At 32.4% G+C, this 22106-nt stretch carries 21 protein-coding genes and 1 tRNA gene; 13 read left to right on the top strand and 9 right to left on the bottom strand.

Translation table 11 applies throughout. From position 1 onward, the window contains the following. Window positions 1-11: 11 nt before the first annotated feature. The 7 genes from FVB9532_RS04635 to FVB9532_RS04665 all read left to right on the top strand — a co-directional run bounded on the left by FVB9532_RS04635 (window position 12) and on the right by FVB9532_RS04665 (window position 7054). Window positions 12-761: an Hpt domain-containing protein gene (locus FVB9532_RS04635; protein ID WP_150544039.1), complete on the top strand. Its 750-nt coding sequence runs from the start codon at window positions 12-14 to the stop codon at window positions 759-761. A 3-nt stretch (window positions 762-764) separates the two neighbouring features. Beyond that, complete coding sequence (locus FVB9532_RS04640; RefSeq protein ID WP_150544040.1) at window positions 765-1118, top strand: response regulator transcription factor; 354 nt, start codon at window positions 765-767, stop codon at window positions 1116-1118. A gap of 7 nt (window positions 1119-1125) precedes the next feature. Then, on the top strand, window positions 1126-2145 hold the full coding sequence (locus FVB9532_RS04645) for a HEAT repeat domain-containing protein (RefSeq protein WP_150544041.1): 1020 nt from the start codon (window positions 1126-1128) through the stop codon (window positions 2143-2145). Between the two features lie 2 nt (window positions 2146-2147). Then, on the top strand, window positions 2148-3560 hold the full coding sequence (locus FVB9532_RS04650; RefSeq protein WP_150544042.1) for a glycosyltransferase family 2 protein: 1413 nt from the start codon (window positions 2148-2150) through the stop codon (window positions 3558-3560). Between the two features lie 69 nt (window positions 3561-3629). Continuing rightward, window positions 3630-5378 carry an LVIVD repeat-containing protein gene (locus tag FVB9532_RS04655; RefSeq protein ID WP_150544043.1) on the top strand — a complete coding sequence of 583 codons (1749 nt, stop codon included), beginning with the start codon at window positions 3630-3632 and terminating at the stop codon, window positions 5376-5378. Between the two features lie 244 nt (window positions 5379-5622). Then, the gene (trxA, locus tag FVB9532_RS04660) at window positions 5623-5940 is read left to right on the top strand and encodes a thioredoxin (protein WP_150544044.1); all 318 of its coding nucleotides are present in this window, start codon (window positions 5623-5625) and stop codon (window positions 5938-5940) included. Between the two features lie 184 nt (window positions 5941-6124). Beyond that, window positions 6125-7054, top strand: coding sequence for a DUF58 domain-containing protein (locus tag FVB9532_RS04665; protein ID WP_150544045.1), 930 nt, complete (start codon window positions 6125-6127; stop codon window positions 7052-7054). A gap of 54 nt (window positions 7055-7108) precedes the next feature. Here FVB9532_RS04665 and FVB9532_RS04670 read toward each other — a convergent pair whose 3' ends face one another. From FVB9532_RS04670 to FVB9532_RS04705, 8 genes are all read right to left on the bottom strand, one after another. Then, window positions 7109-7576: a DinB family protein gene (locus FVB9532_RS04670; protein WP_150544046.1), complete on the bottom strand. Its 468-nt coding sequence runs from the start codon at window positions 7574-7576 to the stop codon at window positions 7109-7111. A 234-nt stretch (window positions 7577-7810) separates the two neighbouring features. Further along, a complete protein-coding gene (locus FVB9532_RS04675; protein ID WP_150544047.1) occupies window positions 7811-8605 on the bottom strand; it encodes a DUF3667 domain-containing protein in 795 nt (264 codons plus the stop codon). Between the two features lies 1 nt (window position 8606). Continuing rightward, window positions 8607-8864, bottom strand: a complete 258-nt coding sequence (locus FVB9532_RS04680) for a redox-active disulfide protein 2 (RefSeq protein WP_150544048.1) — start codon at window positions 8862-8864, stop codon at window positions 8607-8609. A 196-nt stretch (window positions 8865-9060) separates the two neighbouring features. Further along, window positions 9061-9660, bottom strand: a complete 600-nt coding sequence (locus FVB9532_RS04685) for a YdeI/OmpD-associated family protein (protein ID WP_150544049.1) — start codon at window positions 9658-9660, stop codon at window positions 9061-9063. Next, a complete protein-coding gene (locus tag FVB9532_RS04690; protein WP_150544050.1) occupies window positions 9657-10079 on the bottom strand; it encodes a DUF1761 domain-containing protein in 423 nt (140 codons plus the stop codon). The genes FVB9532_RS04685 and FVB9532_RS04690 overlap by 4 nt, the downstream gene beginning before the upstream one ends. 68 nt (window positions 10080-10147) lie before the next feature. Further along, window positions 10148-10846: a helix-turn-helix transcriptional regulator gene (locus FVB9532_RS04695; protein ID WP_150544051.1), complete on the bottom strand. Its 699-nt coding sequence runs from the start codon at window positions 10844-10846 to the stop codon at window positions 10148-10150. Between the two features lie 79 nt (window positions 10847-10925). Then, window positions 10926-11438 (bottom strand): hypothetical protein, encoded by a 513-nt coding sequence (locus FVB9532_RS04700; RefSeq protein WP_150544052.1) that lies wholly within the window; start codon window positions 11436-11438, stop codon window positions 10926-10928. A 25-nt stretch (window positions 11439-11463) separates the two neighbouring features. Beyond that, the gene (locus FVB9532_RS04705) at window positions 11464-12579 is read right to left on the bottom strand and encodes a T9SS type A sorting domain-containing protein (protein WP_150544053.1); all 1116 of its coding nucleotides are present in this window, start codon (window positions 12577-12579) and stop codon (window positions 11464-11466) included. A 460-nt stretch (window positions 12580-13039) separates the two neighbouring features. Between FVB9532_RS04705 and FVB9532_RS04710 the strand changes: the two genes are divergently transcribed. The 6 genes from FVB9532_RS04710 (at window position 13040) to FVB9532_RS04735 (ending at window position 21113) form a co-directional block, all read left to right on the top strand. After that, window positions 13040-13113 (top strand) — tRNA-Asp (locus FVB9532_RS04710). Window positions 13114-13623: 510 nt separating this feature from the next. Next, window positions 13624-14703, top strand: coding sequence for a DNA cytosine methyltransferase (locus tag FVB9532_RS04715; RefSeq protein ID WP_150544054.1), 1080 nt, complete (start codon window positions 13624-13626; stop codon window positions 14701-14703). Next, window positions 14670-17543: an ATP-binding protein gene (locus tag FVB9532_RS04720; protein WP_150544055.1), complete on the top strand. Its 2874-nt coding sequence runs from the start codon at window positions 14670-14672 to the stop codon at window positions 17541-17543. Before FVB9532_RS04715 ends, FVB9532_RS04720 begins: the two co-directional genes overlap by 34 nt. A gap of 6 nt (window positions 17544-17549) precedes the next feature. After that, entirely contained in the window at window positions 17550-18749 is a 1200-nt protein-coding gene (locus tag FVB9532_RS04725; protein WP_150544056.1) for a response regulator receiver domain, read from the top strand. A 132-nt stretch (window positions 18750-18881) separates the two neighbouring features. After that, entirely contained in the window at window positions 18882-19313 is a 432-nt protein-coding gene (locus FVB9532_RS04730; RefSeq protein ID WP_194716484.1) for a hypothetical protein, read from the top strand. Between the two features lie 3 nt (window positions 19314-19316). Next, window positions 19317-21113 (top strand): ATP-dependent nuclease, encoded by a 1797-nt coding sequence (locus tag FVB9532_RS04735; protein ID WP_150544058.1) that lies wholly within the window; start codon window positions 19317-19319, stop codon window positions 21111-21113. A 297-nt stretch (window positions 21114-21410) separates the two neighbouring features. Here the strand turns inward: FVB9532_RS04735 and FVB9532_RS04740 are convergent, their stop codons facing one another. Next, the gene (locus FVB9532_RS04740) at window positions 21411-21962 is read right to left on the bottom strand and encodes a hypothetical protein (RefSeq protein ID WP_150544059.1); all 552 of its coding nucleotides are present in this window, start codon (window positions 21960-21962) and stop codon (window positions 21411-21413) included. Between the last annotated feature and the right edge of the window lie 144 nt (window positions 21963-22106).

Consider the following 22106-nt stretch of genomic DNA (forward strand, 5'->3'; position numbering starts at 1 on the left):
TTATTTCATAGATGCAAGATTTTAAAATTATACTTATTGAAAGTGTTGAGGAGGATAAAGCTGAATTTAGCGCTTTAGCAAAAAAGAATAACTGGGAATGCGAAGTTTTTTCTAATTGTTTTGAAGCTTTTCAGTTTTTAAAAGATAATGCGGAGTCCTATTGCTTAATTTTTGTATCAGTACCAACATTTCCTTTAGATACCGTGAAAATCCAAGATTATCTACACCAGCTAGGAGGTCTTCGGTTTACCTATGTAGTCAATTATTCAGAAACTATTCATAAAGAAGAATATTTAGCTTCCACTAAGTTTATTAAAAAGCCTTTTTTGCAAGCTAAAGATGATATCAAACAATTGGTGCAAGAAATAGAGCAACTAAAAAATAATGAAAGTACGGCAGCTCCAACTGTAAATCCAGTTTATGACCTAGATTATTTAAACGATATTTCTGATGGTGATCAAGTGTTTGTAGAGCAATCCTTAATCTCTTTTAGGGATTTTGTAGGAAAAAGAATACAAGATCTTTTAACGTGGAGGGAAAATCTAAATGAGGAACATATCAATAAGATTAAAGAAACCGCTCATCAATTAAAGCCTTCCTTTCAAATGTTGAATAATGAAACAGGATCCACCTTGGCTAACGAATTATGTTATGAAGTTTCCGCAGAAAATAAAGAAGAAATTTCAGCTTATGTGATGAAGCTTAAGGTTCAATACGATTTAATTATGGAGCAAATCAAAAAAAACCATCCAAAATTATAAGCAATGAGTACAATATTAGTAGTAGAAGATAATGAAATGGTAGCTAATGCCGTAGCTTTTAAGTTAAAAAGGGAAGGGTATGAGGTGGTCCTTGCTTTAGATGGCAGAGAAGCAAAAAAAGAACTCGGACAGAAAAAGTTTGAACTTATTATTACAGATATCATGTTGCCTTATATGAATGGGATTGAACTTATTGAATATGCGAAAACTAATTATCCCAGCATTCCCATTATTGTACTATCGGTGGCTAACCAAGAAAAAATGGTGATGAATGCTTTTCAACTTGGCGTAGAAGATTTTATTTCTAAGCCATTTAACCCTAACGAGCTTATCTTAAGAGTAAAACGAGTATTGTAGATTAACTATGGATTTATATCATCAATTGATAGCACAGCTTGAGCAATTTTATAACGGTTCACCTTTTTACGTGAAGTTTAACCTATGCGCAAGCCTGTTGTTTTTTTTGATGATTTTCCTGTTTATACTATTTATAGTAAATACCCGTTATCGGAAATCTGTTATCGAAGCCAAACGAAAAACTATTGAAAAAAAACTGTCCGGGCTCATTAATGAATATTTGTTTTCAGACGAATATGAAGAGCAGCCTACTGAGGACTTTAAAAACTACCTTCAGCAGCAAAGCTTAGCTAAGGAAGTAGCCATAGAGCAATTCTTGATTTTTACAGAAAACTTCCGAGGAGATTATATTGAACGCTTAAGATTGCTTTTTGAAAAAGTAGGTTTGGCCGATTACCTCTTTCATATTTTAAAAAAAGGCTTTTGGGCAGAAAAAGTAAAGGCGGTGTATGTGTTATCTGAACTGAATATAAAAAAAAGAGATGATTTGATCTTTCCGCTATTGCTAAGTGATCATCCTAAACTAAAAGCCCATGCCATTCTGTATTTCGTTAAAACAGCAGACAATAAACCTTTGTCTTTCTTAGGTCATTTACAAGATGACTTAAGTCTGTGGGAGCAAATTCATATAGAACATATTCTACGTTATTATTATCTAGGAGAAATGCCCAACTTTTCCCTTTATTTAAAGCATCGGTTGGAGAGCGTTCGCATTTTTGCCGTTAGGATGATACGTCTTTTTAACCAATTTGAAAGTACCAAAGCTTTAATCCCTATGTTAAACGAAGAAGAACCGGAGGTTAAAAAAGAAGTAATCCGTACCTTAACTGCTTTAAATATAATAGAAGCTTTGCCTTTCATTATGCAGGCATTGAAAACCAATGTTTTGCTGGTGCAACAAGAAGTCTTGCGGGCTATCACAGAAATGGGAAATTATGAAATGCTTGTAGCACTGGATATTAATTTAAATAATCCTTCTTTAGCATTTGCATTTGAAAAAGCACAATATCAGCTAAAACTACATTAGCGATGAAGGTAGATCATTTATTTTCCATATTTGCTTGGTTATTTATTGCGTATAGCATACTGGTTTACCTAGGCTATTTAGTGGGAGCTTTATTTTCTTTTTTAGAACTTCGAGAGTACAAACAAAATAATTTATTGGAGAATGAGGTCCCCCTTTTAAAAACCTCCAACCTTCCCGCAGTATCTATTTTAGCACCCGCCTACAATGAGTCGGTCACTATTATTGAAAATGTAAGATCCTTACTCACCCTAAATTACCCTGCCTTTGAAATAGTAATTATTAACGATGGCAGTAGTGACGATAGTTTAGAAAAACTAATTGCTACTTTTCAACTCAAAAAAGATACCAGCCCACATTATAATTTCATAGCAACGGCAGAAGTAAAAGCCGTTTATAAATCACAACTTTCTTCGTTTGCCAGTCTTACCGTTATCGATAAAGAAAACGGGGGCAAGGCAGATGCGCTCAACGCTGGGGTAAATATCGCCGAACATCAGCTGGTTTGTTGTATCGATGTAGATTGTATTTTAGAACAAGATGCTTTGGTAAAGCTGGTAAAACCTTTTCTTAACAGCACCAAAAAAAAGGTTATCGCTGCCGGCGGTGTAATTCGTATAGCCAATTCTTGTACCATAGAAGATGGGAAATTGGTAAAAGTAGAACTCCCTAAAAGTTTTATTGCCAGGGCCCAATTATTAGAATATTTCCGAGCGTTTTTAATGGGAAGAATGGCTTGGTCCAGAATAGATGGTTTGTTAATTATTTCGGGAGCTTTTGGAATGTTTGATAAAAATTTAATTATTGAAGCCGGAGGTTATAACACGAAGACTGTTGGTGAAGATATGGAGCTTTTAGTGCGAATGCGGAAAATGATGCGGAAAAAAGAAGTACCCTACGAAGTGGGCTTTATCCCCAATCCCCTTTGTTGGACAGAAGTCCCTGAAGATTTAAATGTATTATCCAGACAACGCAACCGTTGGGCAAGAGGTTGTGCTGAAACCTTATGGATCCATCGTCGTATGTTATTTAACCCCTATTATAAAACGTTAGGACTGTTGAGCGCACCCTATTGGTTTTTCTTCGAATGGTTAGCGCCAATCATCGAATTTATAGGAATTCTGTTTTTTATCTATCTTACTTTTACAGGGCAAGTCAATTGGGTGTATTCCATTAGTTTTTTTATAGTGGTGTATTTTCTTTCGGTTTTGTTTTCGATTACGGCTATTTTTTTTGAAGAATATTCATTTCAGCAATACAAAAACTTGAAAGATATTTTTAAACTCATATTGGCTTCATTTTTAGACCCCTTAATTTTTCACCCTTTAGTCATGTGGTATTCCATAAGAGGGAATATAGATTTATTTAGAAAAAAGAAGGGCTGGGGGAAAATGACCAGAAAAGGATTTACTAAATAAAAAATGAGCTAAAGCATAAGAAGCTTAGAAAAGATAAAAGAGTTGATTTTGTAATAAAAAGTATTTGATATGAAAAAAGCTACGAAATTATTACTAGGATTGACAGTAGTGTTTACTGTCTTGCTTCAGTCTTGTCAAAATGACGATCGTGACCAGAATCCTGATCAACAATTTCAGGACGAAGAAATAATTATTCAAGAAGGCGATGCTTCCCGATTGAGTAATACAGATGTTGGTGTTGTAGGGATAAAAGGGATAGGAGAAAATCCTTCAGGAAGACCAGCAATGACTACATTTAGTACTACAGAAGAAACGCCAAGCAGCGATTTACCGTTAATTATGATAGCCAGTGTTAACCCTCCTGAAATAGATGGTGTTTCCCTTAGAGCTACCCACGTAGCCATTCATAATAATTATGCGTATGTATCTTATAATGTAGAAGGTGCTGTGTATAAAGGAGCTATCGATGTAATTGATATTTCAGACCCTAACAATCCATTGTTGGCAGGACAAGCGCTGTTCCCCAATACCGATATTAATTCAGTGGTTTATCATAATGGTAATCTATACATCGCAGGAGCTAATCCTTCACTTAATGCAGCCGGTACAGATCCAGCACTTTTATTTAAAATAGGATTAGTGCAAAATCTTCCTACATCAGATGATCTCGTCCTCATGGATATGCCGGGATTTTCCGGAGTAGATGTTACGGTAGAAGGCAATAATATTTATGGCGCTTCGGGCGATAATGGCGTAGTGGGAAAGTATAACCAAAATGGAAATTTACAGAATAGTATTTCTGTAACAGATCTGAGAGCTTTAGGGGTAAATAATAATAAGCTTGTTGCCTTAAGTGGTAGCTCAGGAGTTCATGTGTATAATGCCAATAATTTTTCTTCAAGCTTAAATTTTTCTACGCTTCAAGATGTTCCTCAAGCAAAACGAACCATCACTTTTTATAATGACTACCTTTTAGCGGCAGAAGGTATGGATGGGGTAGGGATTTACGATTTAAATTCAGGAAATCAACTTAATACCTTAGCATTACCCAACATCAGCGATCTACCATCAAGCATAGATCCCACAGAAGTTGTTACCAATTCGGTTTCAACACTTCAAGATCATATTTTTGTGGCACAAGGAGCTGCTGGAGTAAGTTTGTTTGAAGTAGGAAACGATCTAACCGATATCAATGATATAGGTTTACTCGATTTAGAAGGTTCTGCCAATTACGTAAAAGCTAAAGGTGATTATTTATTTGTGGCTAATGGTGCCGGTGGTTTTAAAATTTTAAAGCGCTTAACCCAAACAGAAGGTTCTTCCTTGGACGGAGTGATTGCTTGTGAAAACTTTCCGACATATAACGGATCAACTTGGATGAATATAAATGCTAATCAGGTAAAAGCATATAGCGGTTCAACAAGTATAAGCGGAATAGATGTAAAAGGAGAGTTGACCTATTGTGGTAACCTTGCCGTAAGTCAAACACTAAAAGTACGTAGCAATGGAAAATTTTTCATGAATGGATCTTTAGTACAAGGGACTACAGCTAACCCTTTGCTGGCATTCGATATAAGTTCTAATGCTCTCGCACAAATAGAAGGCAGTGTAATTATATATGGTAATTTAAAAATTAAAAGTGGAGGTACACTTCAAATTAATGGAGATTTAACCGTCTATGGCGATGTGAACATGGAGGCAAATTCTAATTTAGAATTTCAAGGAAATACTTCAACCGCCAATGTCTTTGGTGCTGTAAATAGACATCAAAACAGTACGGTAAGTGGTCAATTTACCGATCTGCAAAATAAATTTTAGGCCCTAATTTTTACCCTTACATATAAAAACCCGGAGTAGTTTCTACTTCGGGTTTTTTAATCATTGTTAAGCGGTTTTTAATTCATCCGTATAAGAATTCCTATAGCACTAGCAGTCATGAATTAAGACCGAATAATTTTCATATAAAAAACATCAATATTTGCATAACCTAATGTAATCTAAAAGATGATGTACAGATTAAAATATTTCTGTATTTTTGATTATTCAACAAAAAAAGATAATTATGGCTTTAGAGATAACAGATGCAAATTTTGAAGAAACCGTATTACAGAGTGATAAGCCTGTCATGGTAGATTTTTGGGCTGCTTGGTGCGGGCCTTGTAGAATGGTAGGACCTATCATTGATGAGGTAAGTAAAGAATATGACGGGAAAGCTGTTGTAGGTAAATTAGACGTAGATGCTAATCAAGAATTCGCAGCTAAATATGGAGTAAGAAACATCCCTACCGTTTTAGTATTTAAAGGAGGAGAGTTAGTTAACCGTCAAGTAGGAGTATCTCCTAAAGATACTTATACTAAAGCCTTGGATGATTTGCTATAAAAATAAATCGACAATTAGATTTGAAAAAGGTTTGGCTTTTGCCGAACCTTTTTTATTTTTAGAGATGCTGCACCACGCTCTGGCGTGGCCGGGTCTTCGCTAGTCGCTTTTTTCTGTTCAGCCAAAGCTGTCCAGAAAAAGAGCTCCAACAGGCCGCTCAACCCCTTGCAGGAAAAACAAAACGATGAAGTTACAAGACGAAGTTAACCAAACCAGTGGGTTTACCCATTTAGAACTTTTGGCCAAGCAAGTGGTAGAAGGTTTTATTTCCGGCATGCATAAAAGTCCGTTTCACGGTTTTTCTGCAGAGTTTGCCGAACATAAAATTTATAATCCCGGTGAAAGTACTAGGCATATCGACTGGAAGTTATTTGCCAAAACCGATAAACTCTATACCAAGCGTTACGAAGAAGAAACCAATTTGCGCTGTCATTTAATCATAGATAATTCAGCATCTATGCATTATCCGTTTATCAAGCAACAGCATATTGACCATTTAAACAAAATAGGTTTTTCTGCCTTGGCTTCAGCATCCTTAATGCAAATTTTAAAAAAGCAACGTGATGCTATAGGATTAAGTGTTTATAGTGATGCTTACGATTATTATGCTCCAGAAAAAGGAAGTGAGCGTCACCATCAAATGTTATTGAATCAATTAGAACAACTGGTCACAAATCCCGTTAAAGAACGAAAAACCGAAACCTATACCCATCTCCATTTAATTGCCGAAAAGATGAAACGCAGGTCGCTTATCTTTTTGTTTACCGATATGTTTCAAGCCGATGAGGAAGAAGATCGTTTATTTGAAGCCCTGCGACATTTAAAATATAACAAGCACGAATTGGTGCTGTTTCATACCTATGATAGCGAACACGAATTAAAATTTGATTTTGATAATTCCCCTAAAAAATTTATTGATGTAGAAAGTGGGGAAAGTGTGAATTTGTATGCCGATAGCATAAAAGAAAATTATGCGGCAGCAGTCACCAGTTATTTTGAAGCCTTAAAACTAAAATGTATGCAGTACCAAATTAAGTATGTGCCTGTCGATATCCATGCTTCTTTTGATAAAGTATTGACCACTTATTTAGTAGAGCGACAACGTTTTGGATGATTTTTATTTTTTAAAAACTTCTATAAAGCTTAGCATTATTGGAGGTAGTGTTTTTTAATCCCATATTTTTGGTCTGTCAATTTTCATGGCTCTTAGGTACGATAAAAATTGTCCCGCGTGAACAGCTTCATGGTACCCAATCCGTAATAAATATTTTCCAAGGATTTTCTTACCTTCATGTCCTGGATGTATAATTTCGATTTCGTTTAGCTCTGAGTCCGAAAATTGTCGGACACTTTCTAAAAATGTTTTTCTAATAGGCGCAGCAAATTCAAGTTCATTTTTTAGGTTGATGAATGGTCGGTTTTCCCAAGGTGTTTTATAATTTTTCATATCTCCTTGATTAATAATTATATTCCAACCATAATCAGCTTCCAAAACGTGTCTTATCATTTGTGAAGCACTCATTGCTTTTTCGTCAGGTTTCCAATTGTAATATTTCTCAGGGAGTCCATTCCAAAGCTTTATACTTCTTCTCCTTATTTCTGTGAAATTTAAAATTATGAGTTCAGATTGGGTCATTTTTTTGTTTTCGAGGATGTAATTTCACATTACAGCCAATATGGTCAATAAACGCATTGCAATTACTAACTCTATCACTATTTCAAATATAAATAAATTACTTATTTTCTAAAACAACACAAATAGCAAAACACCATAAAGCGGCTTGTTTAAATCGAAATTCTTAGCATTGTTATAGGTCGCTTTTTTTGGGTCTAAATTGTTGAGGTAGTTGTTGGTGTTTAGCAGAAGTTTTTATTGTGGTTGTATATATTCTAATGCTTCTGGTCCTTTAATAAAGGCAAATATAAACCCTGCAATTATAGCAAGTATGATTAAAATTATAAATCCTAAAAACGAAAGTAGTATAATTAGTAAAACTCTCACGAATATACTTTTCAATGATTTATCTTTATAAAAGCCTTTGAAAAACCAAATCATGATCAGCGGTATGGTAAAGATAGATAGCCCTGAAGTTTGAAAAAATAAGTTTGCATCAGTCTTTAAAAAAAATAGTACAGGGTAAATGATAACAATATTTACGATCGTATAAACCGATAATATGTAGGCATTCATCACGATATGTTCATAATAGTTTTGTCCCCATTTTCTGAAGGCTATCTTAGTAACAATCCCCAACAAAGGGATAAAAGATAGCATAATTATAGAATTATAGCTTGTCGTAAAAGATAGAATATCGATCATCAATGGAGAACTCATATTTTGCTGTGAGTAATACTGTTCTATGATTTCTTTAAAGCCTATAATTTTGAAAGAAATAAAAGCTGATATTCCACTTAAAAGAAAAGCTAATAAAATAGGCTTATAGTGACTAATCCTACTACCATCGATAAATTCTTTTGCTGTTCTTCCAGGATTTTTTAGTATGTTTTTTAAAGAAAATAAAAAACCCTTATTGGTCTGTAAAATGGTGTCTTGCAGTTCGTTTACTATATATTTTTTGTCAATTCTACTATATTTCTTTTGACCACAATGTGCGCAGTAATTTTCTGTTACCGAATTACCACAATTAAAACAGGACTCCATCATATTAGTTTGGCTTTCTGCTTTTTCTGGATTCTATTTCTTGGGTCAGAATTTTAATGTTTTTAAAATTTGCAGGTAGAATAGCAGAAAGAGCAAAAGGAACTGCAAGTAATGGTGTAAGTCCGTCTTTAATTGACATGAAAATAAAGAAACCTAAAGAACCAATCAAAACTATTGTAAGCATCCATGTAAGCGTTTTTATAGATGTTTTTTTATGTTGAAGTTCTTCAAAACTTAAATTTGATAACTCTTTTTGATTCATAAAATATAATATTTTTAATGATTTTTTGACCTCATCTCATTCTGAAAAATTACTGCCAACCTACGCCAATCAACTCAATTTCATTTGCTTAAACCATGTCACTTCTCCAAATATAAATAAATTAGTTGTTTTCTAAAATAACACAAATAGCAAAACCCCATAAAGAGGCTTGTTTAAATCGAAATTCTTAGCATTGTTATAGGTCGCTTTTTTGGGGTCTAAATTGTTTAGGAAGTTGTTGTTGAGAAGCATTTTCTGCTATTTCAAAAATTCTTTTCTGCCTTGTTGTGTCTTTCTTTGCAAGTGCTATCCATTGTAGCAACCCCTTTTTCTTACTTTTACTTAACGAAGAAAAATAGTCTTTTGAGTTCTCAAATTTTTCAAATGCCTTTTCCAATCCTGATGGAATAATTAATTCTTCTACTTCGTCTAAAATTGTCCAAGAACCATTTTGTTTTGCTATATCGATTACGGCAAAACCAGCTTTAGTCATCAAACCTTTTGCCGTTAAAGTTTCAATTTTTTTCTTGTTGATTTTACTCCAAGTGCTGTTGGGCTTTCGTTTACAAAAATATTGCCGGTATGTATCTTTATCTATGGTTTCAGCTTTGCTATCTATCCATCCAAAACATAAGGCTTCATCAACGGCATCACTCCAATTCATGGATGGTTTGCTTGTGTGCTTTTTATAAAAAATAAGCCAAACAGCATCTTTACGACGGTGGTTTTTTTCTAACCACTTTCGCCACTGCTGTTTGGTCTCAGGATAGAATTGTTCTATTTCTTGTTTACTCATTTTTTACGTATTGCATGTAAAATGAAGCAAGATCCTAATATACCAACCAATTGATATCCACCAACTAATATTCCATAACTTATGGGGTGTGGAATATTGGGATTAATGGCAATGTCAAATGTGTTGGCGACCAAAAATCCTAAACCTATTACGAAGGCAAATTCAATCACTGCTTTCTTGGTATTTATGTTGAGCACTACCATCAATAAAGCTATTGTAATAATTGTGGGTAGAAGTGTTAAAGGTGGTCCATACAAATAAATGGGGTCAGGATGGGCAGGCATTGCACCTAATTTGTCTAATGCGTTGGCATATTGATTTGGAAATAATACCGCGAACCAAAGCCAACCGAGAAAAGAATAGAATACTAAAGAGAGGAATACCCCCAACCAACTGATTTTAGAAATTTTTTGTAACATAACTTTTGTTTTAATTAGTAATGCCACAAAATTAAAATGCCTCCTTGACAACAGTATGTCAAGGGTGTTTACTGGGCGTGATATTTTTCAAAAAATTCTTGAAGTGTCATTTGATGAGGTGTAAATTGCTCTTGTTGAATTTGCAATTTTTGAATTCTGTCTAACCTAAAATATCTAAATTCTTTTCTTAAACGACAATAGGCAACCATTAACCAGCCTTCCAATATGCTTAAAAGGGCAAAGGGCTCAACCACTCTTTCACTCAAGATATTTTTGGCATTGGTGTAGTTTAATTTTACAAGGTGAAAATTAGTGATTGCGTTTTGCAAAGAAGATAAAACAGTACTGTTGATTTCATAATTTTCAAGCTTTGCAAATTTGGTTCTCGAAGAAAGTAGATTGGCTTTGTCTTTTTCACTTTGCCTTAAAACCGCCTTTACCTTGTCGATGGCCTCAGCATAATCCTTAATTAAAGAGCTGTCTCTATTTTTTAATACCAACTGTTCTGCAAGAATTAATGCGTTTGCCTGATTTTCACTGAACATAATAGGCGGGATTTTGTAGCCTTCCATCAATGTGTAGCCTTTGCCATCTTCTGTTAAAATAGGCACACCTGCTTGTTCCAAGGCTTTTAAATCTCTGTAAATTGTTCTGGTGCTAACACCAAATTTTTCTGCAAGTTTTGTAGCTGTTACAAGTCGTCTTGTTTGTAACTGCGTTAAGATAGCAACAAGTCTGGAAAGTCTTTTTGTATGGTTATCATTCATCTTTCAAATGTCAGAAAAATTAACTTAGTTAGAGTATCCTAAAATGGTATCCAATGGTTTTAGATATGAGTAGTTGCTGTTATTCGACTTTAAAGCTTTTCTCAATGAATTCAAATCCATCTTTATTCTTGACTTTGTCTTCAATTGCCTCTTGCATGAATATGGAAAAGGTTTTTTCTTTTTCATGAAAAAAGTGAATAATACCCTCATGTTTTAGTCCAAGCAAACTAACAGTAAATTTTATAGATGTAGTGTTCAAATCGTTGAACTTGTTTTTACTCTCTTCTCCAAAAATCAAATTAGCATTCTCATAAACAATATTATTTTTCATTTCGTCTTTATGAATGTTTATCCAATCATTCAAATCTAATTCACTGTTAATCCAAGAAAGAGTAATTAAGCCGCTAGAGTTTAAACCTTCCTTTTCTATTGATAAGTAATAACCTTGGTCATCTAAGTTTTCTTCGTCAGTTATTTTCCATCCTTTGGGACTAACTAGAGATACCCCATCAATTTCAAATTTTGTCTGAGTAGTTTCTTGACAAGAATAGCAAGCAAAGATTATAAATATTAGGACGAGCAAGTTCTTCATTTTTTTTATTTTAATCAATATTCAATTAATACTTAATTATTTTCTTGGTGGTATAGGTATGATCTTTTAAATTAATCTTAACCAAAAAAAGCCCTTTGTTAAGTTCTGAAACATCTATTTTTTCGTTGTATCCTCGATAAACAAGTGAACACTTGGTATCGTAAATTTCAATTGAAGTAAATTCTAGGCCATCAATATACAGCACATCTTGGACAGGATTTGGGTATAAGCGAACTACACTAGCTGCTTGTTCTGTAGTAGATAATACATCGTCATTTGTTGTAAATGAAACCAATTTTGCATTATCGTATATGGGACCAATAGTAAATGATTCAGATGTAATAAAATACCTATTAGCCCCAATATATGTTATCGCTTCTGCTTGTTCAAACGCTAAGCTGGTAAGTGCTGTTTGTGTATTAGTGCCAGAAAAAACATCATTGTTTGTGAAGTTTTCACTAACCCAAACAAAAGGTTGTAATGACGAATTATAACCTATTGAATATACTTTTCCTGTTGATGGATTGTGGGTAGCCCCGGTGATTAACCCTCCACTAGATAGCGTTGTGGTTAATGGGACTACCGTAAATGTTCCGCTGTTTTTGGGGATTGAGTAAGCTTTTGTAGTGCCATTGACCCAGTTTTTAGTAAATAGAATCAAGTTATTTGCGTCCAAAGAAATTAGGGCTTCTGCATCCCATTCTGTATTATTAGGGTTAGGTACAAAATCTACTTGATCTGAATAGCTAAAGTTTATAATTTCTGCTGTTACATTGGAAGAACTTAGATAATCATTTTTATTTAATATATAAATTTTTAAATCGGTTCTATCGCCACGGTTGTTGCCTATATCGCCAATATATATGGATGTCTCATCTTGTGTGATATCTTCCCAATCTACATTTGTTGCGTTGGTAACTGTCACTGTTCTATTAACTAAACCAGAAATCGTATCTAGCTCATAAAGTTTATTTTCATTACCCGAATCATTATGAATAATAAGTTTATCGTTAAAAAATATAGCTCCGGATGATTCACTCAATACTATTGGTAAGTCAAACTTTTCTTCAACGTTCGCTATTTGAGCGATGAGATTGAAGGTAACTAAAATAAATGTGGTGATTGTAATTATTTTTTTCATAAGTATTTACCAAGTATCACTATCTCAAATATAAATGAATTAGTTGTATTCTTATTAAAACTATTCATCATGAAGAGCATTGAAGTAATAATCCATACAGCGGCTCAGTTAAATAGAATCCTAGCGACTCGTCTCTGGTTGGTGGACATAGATAGGAATGCGAAATACATAAGTAAAAAGCTCACCTTGATAGTTGTTAGCCAACAAAGCCATTCCCATCGATAAATCTTGCTTGCCTACCTTGAAAACTACATGCCTGTTCCCAAAAAAGATAGTTCAAAAAATCACAAAAGAATAAGCGAATGCTTTTATTTTTAAATTAAAATAAAAAATTATAAGATATTAAAGAATTGAACTTCAAAGCTTTGTTTAGATAGAAGCAGAATAGGGTAAAAAAAAGTTGAAAAAAAGTTTGCAGGAACTAAAAACACGCTTATATTTGCACTCGCAATTATGCAACGGTCTGGTAGTTCAGTTGGTTAGAATACCTGCCTGTCACGCAGGGGGTCGCGAGTTCGAGTCTCGTCCAGACCGCAAAATAAAAAGCTTCAATTGTAAAATTGAGGCTTTTTTTACGAAGTTGTGTTGTGAATACTAAATTTAAGGATTTGGTATTTAGTAGGTTGTAAGTGTTCAACCAATGAGAAGCTTTTCCTGTAGTAAGGAGAGGCTTTTTTTATTTTAAGTTATAAATTTTCTTTTTAGGATGCATTAAAGCTAGTTATCTTTGTTTTGATTTGCTTCTGGATGATTATAATGCAGATTTTTGGAGTAAATGTGGTAAAATTTTAAGAGATTGGGGTTTAGGAATGGTATTTCTTAAAGACTGTAATGGCTTGCAGCAAGAATTTGATGTCCAGAAGAAAATTTAAAGCGATTTCACGCAGTAGGTAAAAGTAGCGCTAGAAATAGTTTCATTAATGAATTTTATTGATTATAATATGCATGATTTAGGGTGTTTTTAAATTATTTATGTAATTGTGTTAGTGTAATGATTGCATATTGTTAATAAATTAATATATTGTATTTTTAATAAAAAAATTAATGTGCAATTCCCTTAAAGCCGTAGATTTTTTTTGTGGCGCCGGTGGCGTTACTTGTGGTTTTTCTCAAATCGGTATCGAAGTATTAGGAGGAATCGATATAGACTCTAAATTCAAGGACACCTATGAAAAAAATAACGGTTCTAAATTTCTGAATGAGGATGTTTCTAACCTCGATACCTCGAAATTACAAGAATTACTGCCTATTAAAAAAAACGATAATAATTTAATTTTTGTAGGTTGTAGTCCTTGTCAGTATTATTCTAATATCAAATCAGATAAACGAAAATCAGCTAAAGGAAGGCTTCTTTTAGAAGATTTTAAGGAATTTATTCTATTTTACAAGCCTGGTTATGTTTTTGTAGAAAACGTTCCCGGTTTAAATACAAAGAAAGGTAGTCCTATTGAAAATTTTAAAAAAACATTGAGCAAGCAAGGTTATAGTTTTGACTTCAATGTTTTAAATGCAAAACACTTTGAGGTACCTCAAAACAGAAGAAGATTTGTATTAATTGCTTCTAGAGTTATGGGAGATATTAAACTTCCAGAAAATAAAATAAATAAAAAAAATATTACTGTTAAAGAAGCTATTGGAAATTATCAAGATTTTCCTCAAATCCAACACGGTCATAAGGATTTAAGTGATTTTCAGCACTCTACTGCTCGACTATCAGATCTTAATTTATTAAGAGTTTCAAAAACACCTTTAAATGGTGGTAGTAGAAAGGCTTGGGAAAATGATGCGCAATTACAACTAGAATGCTATAAAAATCATAAAGGTCACACTGATGTGTATGGTAGGCTTAAATGGAGTAAACCTGCCCCAACAATAACCACTAGATTTATTTATACAAGTACAGGAAGATATTCTCACCCTGAACAAAACAGAGGTTTATCTTTACGAGAAGGAGCTACTTTACAGTCTTTCCCTAAAGATTATGTTTTTCACTCTAATAATCAAGGTGCTATAGCAACTATGATAGGTAATGCGGTGCCTCCTAACTTAGCAAAGGCAGTTGGTGCCTCTATAAAAAACCATTGGCAAGCATGGCAACATTTAAGGCAAAAGCAAGAGCAGTAGAACTTTTAGGAAAAGGACAAATTGCCGATTTACCAACAGCTATTACCGAGCTTTGGAAAAATGGTTATGATGCTTATGCTAAAAACTTGAATTGTAAACTCTATTTAGATTCATATAAGGACAATCAATCTCCTGTTTTTCTTCTATCGGATGATGGTTTCGGAATGTCTGAAACAGATATTAACGATAAATGGTTCGTGTTAGGCACAGACTCCAAAGCTCGAGGAGAAAAAATTAATCCTGCTTTTGGTCTGAAAAGAAGAATTCCAATGGGAGAAAAAGGAATTGGTAGATTATCAGTATCTTATTTAGGACCTCAAATGTTAATGCTTACTAAGAAAAAAGGTGAAACGGCAAATGCTTTTTTGATGGACTGGAGAATCTTGGATAATTATAATTTTTTCCTCGAGGATCTTAATATTCCATTATTTGCTTTTGATTCTGTTCGTGAATTCATTAAGAAATTGAATGAAAGTAAAAATTCTTTTCAAACCAATTTAAAATCAGATAATTGGAAAGAACAGGGAAAAATAAGAAATCAAATCTCCACTGATTTACAAAAACTAAAAATTCACAAATTTATTGAACAAGAGGTAATAAATGATTTCTGTCAAAAGGATTATCATGGCACAACATTTCTGATATTTACTCCTCATGACCAATTACTAGATTTCTCCAGTTTGGATCGAATAGAATTTCAAAATGATGATTCGATAAACTACTTGAGGAGTTCATTAAGCGGACTCCATAACGATTTGAAAAATCCAAATAAAGATTTCGAAACGCATTTTCTTTTATACGATGCTGCTGGAAAATATGATCTCATTAACGACTTTTTTACTCAGGATGAAATGAGAACTGCTGATCATTGGTTAAAAGGAGAATTTGATGAGAACGGTTTCTTTACCGGTGAGATAAAAGTTTTTAATAAAAGAGAAAAATACACATTTAAACCTAACCGCCCCCCAGGTGAAACTCCATACGGACCTTTTAAGATAGAATGGGGATCTTTAGAGGGTAACAAATCCAGTTCTTTACTAAATGATGAAGAATACAAAATAGTAAATGAGAAATTAAAATATTTCGGTGGTTTATATATTTATCGAGATGATTTTCGAGTTTTACCGTATGGCAGAACGGAAACCGACTTTTTAGAATTTGAAAAAAGAAGAAGTTTAGGTGCTGGTTACTATTTTTTCAGCCATCGAAGGTTTATTGGATATATTGACCTGTCCCGAAAACGAAATCCCAAATTAAGGGATAAAGCCGGACGAGAAGGTTTTATACAAAATAGAGCATACAGAGAATTTAGAAGTGATTTAATCGATTTTTTTGTAGATATAGCAAAAAAATATCTCCGCGCTAGTAGTAGTGATGATGATGAAACTTTACGCGAATCTCAAATTACTGAAATTGAAGAAAAATACAAGAAACAATCTGCTGCAGCTAAAAGAAAAAACGCCAAAACCAAAAAGGCATTTCTTGAACAATTAAATCAACACGAAAAAGAAATTGAGAAGCTTACGGAAGAAATTCTTCTTCTGGAAAAATCTCTAGTTAATGAAACAAAGAAACTTGAAATTAACTACAATGTTTATAATGATCTTTTAGGGAAACTCAATGATAAAAAAGTTTATCTCAACAATATTAAGGTACAGAAACCACAGGGTGTAAATATCACTAAAAGGCAGGAACGACAGTATGATGATTACAGGAAACAATATCATATTGCCGAAAACAAGCTTAAGGAGTGCACTAAGATTGTAGATAAAACAAGAGAACGTATTAATGTCGAAAACCTGAAACTGGAATTAAATGATAAATACCGTTCGCATATAAAATACATTGAAAAACAGTTTCAGAGTTTTCAAACAACTACCAAAGAAAGTTTTGAACGAATTCAAAAAAGTCTTGAAATTGAAAAGACCCAGCAGACCGAGGCATTTGTCGAAAGTTCTAAACTGTTTGGATCTACTGCCGAGGATAAAAAGGAAGACATTGCAGCCAAGATTTCAGGTTTGGATAAAATTATTGAGGAACATGTAAGCCTAATTGATCATTTATTCAAAGGTTTTATAAAACACATTTCAAACCTGCAAATAGATGTCGATGATGATTTTTTAAGAGGCTGGTATCAAGAACAAAATGAGAAATTGGAAAAACGTCTAAGTGATTTTGAAGAACTTGCCCAATTGGGAATGTCTATTGAGATTATCGATCATCAATTTAATGTGATGTATTCTCAAATGAATGATGCAATCAGTGAAATTGATAAATACACACGACGAAATCCTGAACTAAATTATAGTTTTCATCAGCTTAGAAATGCTTTTCAACATCTAGAAATGAACTATAAACTTCTAAAACCTCTTTATAGGACTAGTCGCAGAACTCGTGAAGTAATTACAGGAAATGAATTGTACTCTTATATTAAAGAGTTTTTTAAAAATGAATTTAAGCGTTATAGAATAGATTTCTCGGTTGATGATAATTTTAAAGATTATGAATTTTTCAGCTTTGACTCCATAATAAAACCGGTATTTCTAAACCTGATCAATAATGCGATTTATTGGTTAATTCCTGTAGAAAATAGACGGATAAGAATAGAGCTAATTAATGGAAATATAGCCATAATGAACTCTGGTGAAAAAATTGATGATAATGCTCTTGAAGATATTTTTGCTCTTTTCTATACAAGAAAAAAAGATGGACGAGGAATAGGATTATATCTAGCCAAGAAAAACCTAAATTCGGCTGGCTACGAAATTTATAGCACTAATGCTAAGGATTATAATAAGTTAAACGGAGCCTGTTTTGTTATAAGTAAGATTAATAAATAGAAAAATTTGGAAAGTCAAGTTAACACCGGTTCAATTCATGATCAGATTCCCTCCAGAATAGTAAGAAATGCTATTCGTTCGGCAATTTGTATAGACGATAACTATGCCGCTCCTTATAGAAATTCGGAAGGTTTGAATTCTGAACAACCAGAAAAACTATATTATTCTTTTCGCAAAGACGGCAAGTGTGATCTAGATATATATAGATTCCAAGGCATTGAAGAATGGAAAAAGCATAAAAATTTACTTTGTAATAAAGATTTAATGGTTCTAGATTGGGAATTAGATCAAACTTCAAAAAATAAATATTCTGACACTTTAGAAATACTGAAACATAATATTAGGGACAAAAATGTTCCATTTGTGGTCATTTATACTCAAACTCAGGATCTTGATAATGTATCCAAAACTTTATTGGAGGAATTCAATAATTATACTGAAACAGATTACGGAAAATTAATAGAGCTTTTTACTCAAGAATTTAAAGATTTTATTGAAGAACAAGACGAGATTGAATCTTTCTTTGAAGACCATTCTGATTTCTTCTACGAATTTATAAAAAGTCATGACAAAAGAAATGAATTATTTTTGGAATTCAGAAACAAATTTTTCGATACACTCGGAATAAAAGATAAGTTTATTTCTAATCACCAAGAAAGTTGTAGATCGAAAGGTTTATCGGGAGAACCTCTAGAGAAGTGTATAGAAGCTGGTGAAAAAAAGTTTAAAAGAGAATTTTTTCCTCTCTTCGAAGAAAAAATTAAAAAAATTAGTTCCTACTTCCAGAAATGTCATAATCATATAGATGGATTTAATCAAATTGCGAACATTAATTTATGCAATGAAATTAAAGAGGTTGATTCTTTAAAGATTACAAATAATCGAATACATATCGAAAAGCATTGCTATTCTTTTGGTGGAATAATCGTATTGATTTTACACAAGCAAGGTGAAGAAAACGGAGTAAGCCCTAACGATCTTTTTAATGTTTTTAGTGAGGCAATAACCAGTAATCCTCATAATTTAATTCATTTAATTTCTTTGGAATTGAAAGATAAGTTTAGAAATGACTTTTCTACTATTGGAACAAAATTTAACACTGTTGATGAGAAAGCTTTTCTTCATCATGCTAAGAATTACGAAATAGGCGGTGAGTTCAGTTTAAATTCATTTAAGAATTTTGTGGTTAAGTCTTGGATTCATTAATTATCCCAATATAATTTAGATCTTAATTTAAGTTCTTTTGATCTTATTAAAGAACTCATAAAGTTTTATGATAGTCCTAATACTGAGCAATTCCATAATGCTTTAGCTGATTATGCTGCTATGGTATCCTGCGTGAATCTAAAAAATCGGAGTAATTATAAATTAGGTTTCGGTAATCTCTTTAAAAGTAAAGATTATTATTTTTTATGTATAACACCCCACTGCGATTGCTTAAGACCCTCCAAAATAAACAATGAGTTTTATTTTATCCATGGAAAAGAAATAAAAATCGAAACGGCTTTAAAAGGAGCGGAAACAGGGGATTATACATTCTGTATTATTGAAGGAAGACCTTTATCAATTGAATGGATATGCAAACCTTTTTCATCTTATATCTCAGATGAAGATAATGTTAAGATTGAAAAGACAATTTCATTTAGAAATGAGTCTTATCCTCTTGAATACATTTGTACTCTAAAAGAAAATTATGCCCAAAGAATATCTAATAATTCTTTTGGTTATGGGTATAGAATAGGTGTAGATTTACCTAATTTAAAGGGTTGATTAATGAAGGAAAAGCTCGATGATCTTATACAGATATGTGAAAATCTTAAAGAGAACGAGGTATTCAAAAAATATATTGAATTTATTCAATTCCCCTTTTATAGAAATCTAGAAATTGACACCCGTATAACGTTTGATTTTCCTTTAACAGTATTCGTTGGTCAAAATGGTTGTGGTAAGAGTTCTTGCTTACACGCATTATATGGTGCACCCGATAGATATACCCCCTATAGATTTTGGTTTGATACTAAAGTTGATCCAATAAACTACTATGATGATAAGCGAAAAAGGCATTCTTTTTGGTACTCGTTTAGAATTGGGAAGGAAACTAAACAAGTAATAAAAGCTAGAATAAAAAGGAATAATGATCCTAATTATTGGGAGACTAGCCGCCCATTAGCTTGGGCAGGAATGGAAACTAGAAAAAAAAGAAATGATAGAGATAAGCCTATTAAGAAAAATGTTGTTTATCTCGATTTTAGGTCTGAACTCAGTGCTTTCGATAAATTTTTTTATTTCGGTACTGTAAAAAACAGAAAATCAAGAAATAAGCAAGAATTTTTAAGAAGAAAGTCCTCTTCTCTCAATAAACTTTTTAAAGGTAAGAAAAAAACTATTTATTCTTCAACTAGAAATCTAAATGAAGAATTAGAAATAATATCAAATAAAGAATTAGAATGGATTTCTTTTATCTTAGGGAGGGCATATAAATCAGGTATTTCAATTAAACATAGGTTATTTCATAGTGAAGGTTATTCTGTTTTATTTTCTACTGAATTTGCCAGTTATTCTGAGGCAGTTGCGGGTAGTGGAGAAATGGCAATTGTAAGGTTGGTAAGAGAGATTGTGAGTGCAGAGAAAGAATCGCTAATTTTACTTGATGAACCCGAAGTTTTTTTACATCCTGGAGCTCAAGAACGACTAAAATATTTTTTATTAGAACAAATTAAACAAAAAAAACATCAAATTGTATTAACTACACATTCCCCTTCTTTAGTTAGTGGTCTACCTAAGGAATCGATAAAAGTCTTTTATCAAAACCCAAGTAATGGTAGATTTTTAATAAAAGAAAATTTAATTCCTGAACAGGCTTTTTTTCATTTAGAGTATTTTAATAAAAGTAAAATAAACATTTTAGTAGAGGATTTTTTAGCAAAATCAATTATTGACAGAGTTTTGAATGATTTAGGAGAAGAAACAAAAAATTTATTTTTAACAAAATTTAACCCAGGAGGAGAGACAATTATAAAAAGTGAATTTATAAAAGTTTTTTGTCAAGAGAAGGATTCAAAAACTTTTGTGATTTTTGATGGAGATCAAAAGCCTATTAATGATCATCTTGATTGGCGTAATATTCCTTCTAAAAATTTAAATACAAATTATCTACAGGAAAAGATAAAGTTGCAAACGGGAGTACCATTGAAATTAAACTTAAACAGTAACTCAAGTCAGTTAGAAAAAATAGAACTTCAAAAAAAAATTTTGGATTATTATTTAGAGCAAGTTTATTATTTACCAAAAAAAACACCTGAAGAAATTATATGGGATGAAGATTTAGCTTTGAAAACTATGCAATTATATGATGGTGTTTTTAATAATAAATCGAAATATATAAATAAATTAAATGATAAAAATCTTAAAGGTAAATATGCTATAATAGCAAAGAAAATTTATGGTGATGACAAATCTGAAAATATTAAATCATTACATAAAATATTTTTAAACTATTGGGAGCAGAAAAAAAATGATGACTTTAAAGAAATAAAAGGAATTTTTAAATGTATTCTGGAAAAAATTTAGCTTTAGCATAATCTAATTAATTACTATTTTGACTTTAACGATTTTATTTGAAAGAACTGTATCAAATTAGATAAAATGATAAACTCTTATAAAAAAAATAGAATACTCGAAATCTGGAATGATTATAAAAATTCAGATAAAAGCGTATCGTATACAACAGTTATGGAAATTCCAGAAATAAAAGTATAGAGGCAAATTGTAGAGACAAAAATCTTAAGCTATTTTCACTTAAATAGGTGGTAATGAAGTTAAAATCGTAAAAGCACTGGGTTTTGTGAAAAACTCATTTACATACCACTACTGCCAATAATTAAATACCTCATCTCCATTTTCATTGTTGCCAACTTTATAAATATTATCCCAATAGATAGTGTTCTCTATTTTTATAAATACTTTATAATATCCGGGAGCTTTATCTTCTAGGTTTACTGAAAGGTCTGTAGCATTGATGTCTTCTATTTGTATGATAGCTTTATTGGATATGCTTTCTTCCTTATAAGTATATTCATTAAAAACAGCATTAAAATCTTCATCTTGATAGATTTTATCTTCTTCTGCCGGAACTAACCATATTTTTTCGATTTCATGGGTATAGTTAGCAGATATAGAGAGCTGGTTTATGGTAGGAATAGGGTAAACGCTAACCTTATTGTAGTCCATAAAAACATTTGGATTTCCTAAGGTTAAGGGTTGCATATTCGGACTTTGTCTAGCATATAAACCTGTAACCAATTGAATATCGGTTTTATTGGAGGAAGCTGAATCATCATCATCGTTATTACAGGCAGAAAAGAATAGGCAAATAGCGATAATAGGAATAAGTAAAGACGTAGTGTGATACTTGTTCATATGGATTGAAAATTATTATAAACTAAAATGGAATTAGTAAATGGTTAATAAATGCAAAGGTAATTATTTCCTGAAAATAAGAAATTGATACAATGTTCTTAAACAAAAGCCTTCCATAGAATCTTACCCCATCCTTAGAATTCT

This window comes from Mesonia oceanica, assembly GCF_902499555.1.
GTDB lineage: Bacteria > Bacteroidota > Bacteroidia > Flavobacteriales > Flavobacteriaceae > Mesonia > Mesonia oceanica.